Origin of the sequence: Flavobacterium sp., from assembly GCF_023151265.1 — a bacterium.
In the GTDB taxonomy this organism is placed as follows: Bacteria; Bacteroidota; Bacteroidia; order Flavobacteriales; family Flavobacteriaceae; genus Flavobacterium.
Genome location: NZ_JAKLJH010000011.1, coordinates 24,062 through 30,551, shown reverse-complemented (window position 1 = coordinate 30,551; position 6,490 = coordinate 24,062). Strand labels below are relative to the sequence as shown.

Annotated in this window: 7 protein-coding genes; 1 reads left to right on the top strand and 6 read right to left on the bottom strand. The window is 33.0% G+C overall.

The window, feature by feature from the left end; genetic code table 11:
• The 5 genes from L6Q46_RS02195 to rmuC form a co-directional block, all read right to left on the bottom strand.
• The coding region (locus tag L6Q46_RS02195; protein ID WP_291282911.1) for a VCBS repeat-containing protein at nucleotides 1-1,111 on the bottom strand (1,111 nt) is incomplete at its 3' end.
• A gap of 23 nt (nucleotides 1,112-1,134) precedes the next feature.
• Nucleotides 1,135-2,259: a hypothetical protein gene (locus tag L6Q46_RS02190; RefSeq protein ID WP_291282910.1), complete on the bottom strand. Its 1,125-nt coding sequence runs from the start codon at nucleotides 2,257-2,259 to the stop codon at nucleotides 1,135-1,137.
• Nucleotides 2,260-2,337: 78 nt separating this feature from the next.
• Nucleotides 2,338-2,889: an acyl-CoA thioesterase gene (locus L6Q46_RS02185; RefSeq protein WP_111565530.1), complete on the bottom strand. Its 552-nt coding sequence runs from the start codon at nucleotides 2,887-2,889 to the stop codon at nucleotides 2,338-2,340.
• Nucleotides 2,890-2,894: 5 nt separating this feature from the next.
• Entirely contained in the window at nucleotides 2,895-3,242 is a 348-nt protein-coding gene (locus tag L6Q46_RS02180; protein ID WP_291282913.1) for a 6-phosphogluconate dehydrogenase, read from the bottom strand.
• Between the two features lie 15 nt (nucleotides 3,243-3,257).
• Nucleotides 3,258-4,646 (bottom strand): DNA recombination protein RmuC, encoded by a 1,389-nt coding sequence (rmuC, locus tag L6Q46_RS02175; protein ID WP_291282909.1) that lies wholly within the window; start codon nucleotides 4,644-4,646, stop codon nucleotides 3,258-3,260.
• A 399-nt stretch (nucleotides 4,647-5,045) separates the two neighbouring features.
• Between rmuC and L6Q46_RS02170 the strand changes: the two genes are divergently transcribed.
• Entirely contained in the window at nucleotides 5,046-5,612 is a 567-nt protein-coding gene (locus tag L6Q46_RS02170) for a pseudouridine synthase (RefSeq protein ID WP_291282908.1), read from the top strand.
• Between the two features lie 57 nt (nucleotides 5,613-5,669).
• Here the strand turns inward: L6Q46_RS02170 and L6Q46_RS02165 are convergent, their stop codons facing one another.
• Nucleotides 5,670-6,431: a dienelactone hydrolase family protein gene (locus L6Q46_RS02165; protein WP_291282907.1), complete on the bottom strand. Its 762-nt coding sequence runs from the start codon at nucleotides 6,429-6,431 to the stop codon at nucleotides 5,670-5,672.
• Nucleotides 6,432-6,490 lie beyond the last annotated feature (59 nt).

Here is a 6,490-nt window from a genome sequence, read left to right as displayed (position 1 = left end):
TATAACCATCTCTGTTAAAATCTCCAGCAGCCATACTCCACGAAGGCATGTCGCTTGTTCCAGTAATTGGAAAATCTGTTACAGTATATGTACCAGGTGTAGCACCTTGAAAATGAACTCTTAAATTATTAGCACTAACTCCAACAATATCGTCTTTATAATCTCCATTCATATCCGCAATACAAATGTTATAAGTACTATTAATTGTAGCAATGGTTTGATTAGTATAAGTAACAGGAATTATAATTGGAGCTTCTGTTAAAGTAAAACTAAATCCATCTGCACTCCATTTATTATCCCAAACAATGTAATAGGTAACTCCTGCCGAGACTTCAAATGTTCTTACAGAAAGATTAGAATTTGTATTTCCAGAATTACAAGCAATAACTCCAGAATTATCATCATTGGCAACACAAGTTAATCCAGTTGTACAATTTCCAGTGTATACACTAAAATTGGTGTCTTTACAGATATTAATTGCTAAATCAGAAGATAGTGTAACATTAGCATTTATGTTAGGAGTATAAGAATACCATTTAGATAAACTAGATGAAGAACATGTAGTCACAATATTTGTTTGATCTATAGCATTTACGACAGTTGTTCCAGTAGAAATTGGAGTTGCAGCAGCACAAGGATTGTAACCTTCAGGCAATTCACTAATTTGAAAATTAAATCCAGTAGACATCCAACGATTATCCCAAACGATATAATAAGTAGTTCCAGCAATAGCATTGAAAGTAACTCGAGATAAATAAGAACTTCCAGATGAACAAGTAACCGTTCCAGAATCATCATCTCCACCAACACATGTAAGTGCAGCACAAGTTCCTGAATATACACGTAGTCTGGTGTCTAAACAAATGTTTTCTACTAAATCAGACGATATAGTTACAGAAAAATTTTGTGATGGTGTGTAAGCATACCATTCTGCTGCAGTTGTGGATGTGTTCGTTAAATTACAAGCTATAGCTGGTAATTCAGTTCCATTAATTGTTCCTACAGTGAAAGTTCCTCCTGAGGAAATTGGAATTGCAGTTGCGCAATTGTCCTGAGCAAAAGTCATAATGCTACTAAGAACAAAAAGGATTAGTAAGTAATTTTTTTTCATATTTATTAGGTTGTAGTTTTTGTTTATCGACATTCATCTAATGAATTAATCCATTCTTCAATTATGGCAACTCCTTCAGTATGAATTAAAGTTCTACCATGAAGAGGCATTCTTGAGGCTTCATTAGTTGTGTTAACTCTGTGAAATAACATTGATTTATCAGTTCTTCTAGGAGTTATTAATTTATCTAATTCAGGATCAAAATCTTGCATATCTTGAGTAGGTACACAAACGCCCATATTAGTTAAGCCATCTGAAGTTCCAGTATCATTAAATGCAAGTCTTAGTGGTCTGTAATCGCAATGACCTTTTTCTTTATGACAATGTGCACAGTTTATGTCAAAGTAAGAGCGAACTCTTTCGCGAATAGGTTTTGAGGAGTCATTATAGTCCACAACTGTATTCGCTTCAGACGGTAACGCAATATTTTCTAAATATCCATTTTGTATCCAGTGCGTTAATTGATTTCTTGAAGTACTTCCGTAGTTGTAATTGAAGTTTAAATTTTGAGGTTTAATCCCAATAGGTGTAAAAACGGTTACTTCTTGACCATCAATTGTTTCTTTTTCTTTATGACAAACAATGCATTGAACTTCCGAAGGTACTCTGTAATTTACCGTTCTTGTTACATTGTTTTCATCGATCCAATTAATGTTTTGATAACTTCCTGCCATATCTAAATAAGCCTCAGTTTGCTCGTCATTCCAAACATATTCAGCAAAAATCCAACCAGAAGATTTGCGAATCATAATACGAGTTTCTATTATTTTTCTTGTATTTGCTGGAAGTACATTGTCATAGTAGAAGGTCTTAATTAAAACGGCTCCAACAGGTAAATTAATTATATTACCATCGCCTTGATAGGTTCCATGAGTGTTTTTAGGCATCCAAATGAATCTTTTTTTATGTGCATAATCACTAAAAAGAATACTTGCTGGTTCATAAGGAATAACATCAAGTGAAGGAACTTGGTTTTTTATTTCACCTTCAAAGAATTTGTAATCAGATAGTTTCGGATAAGGGACTTGTGTTAAGTCAACTGTAACAGGTGAAACGGGAGTATATTCATCTTCATTATCGTCTGAACAGGCATAAATAAAGAGGGAAATACTAATAATAAAAGCGTAAATCGAGTATTTTTTTATCATTTAGTTAAAGTTTGTTTGTATTGTTTGAAACAAATATAACTTTTTTTTCAAAATACCGATGATTTTGCAATTAAAAATTTAAAATATTTTATCAGAAATTACAACATTATATTTTTTTAGGTTTTCTAAAGCTTCTTTTGATTTATGATCAAAATTGTTTTCAATTTCTTTCGTTCTCTTTTTATTTTCAATACGATTAATGCTATCATAAAAACGACGAACCTCTTCCATATTAGAAATTATCAATTTTGGAACATTTACATTATTTCCAAATTCGTCTTTTGCAACCATAGTAAAATAACTCGAATTGCAATGTTTTTTTACTCCGGTTTGAATGTGTTCCGATGTTACTCGGATTCCAACAACCATAGAAGTTTTACCAACATAATTAACTGAGGCTTTTAAAGTTACTAATTCGCCCACATCCACCGGATTCAAAAAGTCAACCGTATCAACAGAAGCTGTCACACAATAACAACCTGAGTATTTCGAAGCACAGGCAAAAGCAATTTGGTCCATAAGTTTTAACAAATAACCACCATGAATTTTTCCACTAAAGTTAGAGTGAGAAGGAAGCATTAATTCTGATAGCGTAATTCTTGAAGCATCTACTGTATTGGCAATTTCCATAAGAATTATTTTTCAAGTGAAACTTTAGTAACAAAATAGCGAGTATCTCCCCACCAAAAGAAAGTTTTATAGCGCTCTTCGTATTCCAAAGTTACTTTTTTACCTTGCCATTTTTTTAAATCTTCAATAACCACTTCCTGATTATCCATTATTGAAAAAGCAAATATTTGAGCGCCAGAAATTCCCTGACTCAATTCGCCTTCCCATGTTTTAACCACAAAACCTTTATGGCTAATTTTAATCAATTCACCTGAACGCACCCCTTCGCTATACGGAACATAGTAAATAAAACTAAAGTACCCCACCGTAATTAAAGTGAGAGATAAAACAATATAAAGAATAATTTTTTGCATCATAATTTTCTTTTTTTAGTCGTTATTGTTTTCAGAAAGCAATGAAATTTCATCTATTTCATTAGCTCTTTTTAAAACAGATTCAGGCAAAGCCTTTTTGGCTTTAGCTCCCATTTTTTTCAGTTTTTCAACGCTTGTGATAAGGTTTCCTTTTCCGTCAACTAGTTTGTTCATGGCGTTACCATATTCGATTTTAGCTTCGTCCATTTTCTTTCCAATTTTAATCAAATCGGAAACAAAACCTTCAAATTTATCATACAAAGCTCCGGCTTGACGCGCAATTTCAATCGCATTTTCTTGTTGTTTTTGGTTCGTCCACATGCTGTCAATCGTACGTAAAGTTGCCAAAAGGGTTGAAGGTGTTACAATCACAATATTTTTCTCAAAAGCTTTGTTGTATAACGTTGTATCTTCATTTAATGCAACAGCAAAAGCGGATTCAATTGGAATAAATAACAACACAAAATCTGGACTTTCCATGTGGTACAAATCGTGGTAATTTTTGTTGCCTAATTGTTCCACATGACGATTTATAGAAACAATATGCTCTTTTAAATACTGATTTTTTACTTCCGAATCTTCTTCGTTGATGTAACGTTCGTAAGAAGTTAATGTTACTTTCGAATCGATAATCATTTTTTTGCCATCCGGAAGATTGATAATAACGTCTGGGAACACGCGATTACCTTCTTCTGTAACGTGACTTTGTTGTACAAAATATTCTCTGTCTTTCTCTAATCCCGATTTTTCTAACACGCGTTCTAACACCAATTCGCCCCAATTTCCTTGCATTTTGCTATCACCTTTTAAGGCTTTGGTTAAATTCATGGTTTCCTTGCTCATTTGTTCGTTCATCTCGCGAAGTCCCAATATTTGCTGGCGTAGTGCAGCATGATAATCGATACTTTCTTTGTGTGTATCTTCGACCTTCTTTTCAAAAAGTTGGATTTTATCTTGTAACGGTGTAAGAATGTTTTTTAGATTCTCTTTGTTTTGTTCAGTGAATTTTACGGTTTTTTCTTCCAGAATTTTATTAGCTAAATTTTCAAATTCTTTAGTGAATTTCTCCTGAAGTTGTTCTACTTCTTGCTTTTGTTCTTTATTGCGTTCCAATAAATTATCAAAATCATTTTCTTTTTTTGCCAAATGAATGGCTAAAGATTCCTTTTCTTTTTGAAGATTTTCTTTTTCGGAAGTGAGTTGTAAAAGCGATTTTTCAAACTGATTTCTTTCTGTTTGAAATTGGATTTTCAATTGTTCGATTTGACCTAAAAAACCATTAATGCGTTCTTCTAAACCTGATTTTTCAGATTGTGATTTGGCAGAAAACAATAGTTTTCCAATAAAAATTCCAATTCCTAAGGCAATAATAAATGCGGCAAGTACTAAAAGGGTTTGTGACATGGTGTGTGATTTTGTTTAATAATGTAAATGTAGCAAAAAATAAAATTTGAAGCCATGTTAGTACTTAAAACTCTTCTAAATTTTATTAAAAGCATATTAATCGATATATTGATTCGTTCATCGAGTTCTAATGATAATTATATGTTAAACAATTAAAAACCATTTATTTACGTTGAAATTTTTTATACTTTTACTATGTGATTTTGATTAGTTATTGAATATATCGTTAGTTACATATCTAAAAAGAGATTCAGTCGTTTATTCTTCTCAAGTTATAGCAGATTAGAAAAACGTAATAAATCAAAATCGACACAGGGAGGTCTTAAATAAGGCCTCCTTATTTTTTGTATCACTCCAACAGTTTTTAGTATCTTCGCCGCACTTAAACGGAATTTTTAAATGCATCATCACTTTCTTATTCATAAGCCTTACGGATATTTATCGCAGTTTATTTACCAATTAAAACGCAAGAAAAAGTTGTTGGGCGAATTGTACGATTTTCCCGAGAACACTATGGCAATTGGTCGTTTAGACGAAGATTCAGAAGGATTACTTTTGTTGACGACAGATGGCATGATGAGCGAAATTGTCCGAAGCAAAAAAGTAGAAAAAGAATATTACGCTCAAGTCGATGGATTGATTACCGAAGAAGCCGTTGAACATTTAAGAAACGGTGTTGAAATTGGCTTGCACGGCAAAAAATACAAAACCAAAAAGTGTAAAGCTTTTAAATTAGAATTAGAACCAAATTTAGGCGAACGCGGAAAAAAGATTCGTGATGAACGTCACGGTCCAACTTCTTGGGTTTCTATAACCTTAACCGAAGGAAAATTTCGTCAAGTGCGAAAAATGACATCAGCGGTTGGTTTTCCTACGTTGCGATTGGTTCGCGTTCGGGTTGGAAACATTCATTTGAATGATTTGAAAGCAGGTGAAGTTTTAGAAGTGAGTAGTTTTGATGTATAAAAAAAACAGCTACTTCAGGTGAAATAACTGTTTTCAATTATTGAAATACTATAACGATTATTTAAAAATCTCCATAAAAAACGTTTTCATCGCTTCCCAACTTCTTTTATCGGCTAATTCGTTGTAAGCAGCGCCTTTGCTGTTATCGCTTCCCGCATCTTTATGTGTAAATGCGTGAACTGAATTTGCATAATAAATCATTTGCCAATCGGCTCTCGTTTGGCGCATTTCGTTTTGGAAAGCTTCAATTTCTTTTGCAGGAACATATGGATCATCGGCTCCATGTAACACTAAAACTTTCGCTTTAATTTCGTTTGTTGGACTATTTGCTACTTTTCCTAAACCACCATGAAAAGAAACCACTCCTTTTACATTTAAATTACCACGGGCCGCTTCTATAGCGCCTGTTCCGCCAAAACAATAACCAATTACTGCGATTTGATTTTTGTCTGCACCGACTTTTACTAATTGATCAATCGCCAATTGAATTCTTTTTTGGTATTCCGCAGGATTATTTTTGTAGAAACCTGCATTTTTTCCAGCTTCACCTGTGTTTTTTGGATTGTTTCCAACTCCGTAAATATCGGCAACAAAAGCATGATAGCCTAATTTAGATAAGTTTTCAGCTGATTCTTTAGCGTGAGCATCTACGCCCATCCAAGCAGGTAAAACGATAACACCAATTTTCTTTGGATTTGCTTTTTGAGCTTTAGCGAAAAATCCTTCTAATTTTTGATTACCATCTGCGTAATCTACTTTTACTAATTGTCCAAAGCTATTCATAGTAGCTAGGATTAAGGTTAAATAAAGGTACTTCATAACTTTTTTTAGTAAAATTATGAAAATAGAACATACTAGTCGTTAAACAAAATGTAAAA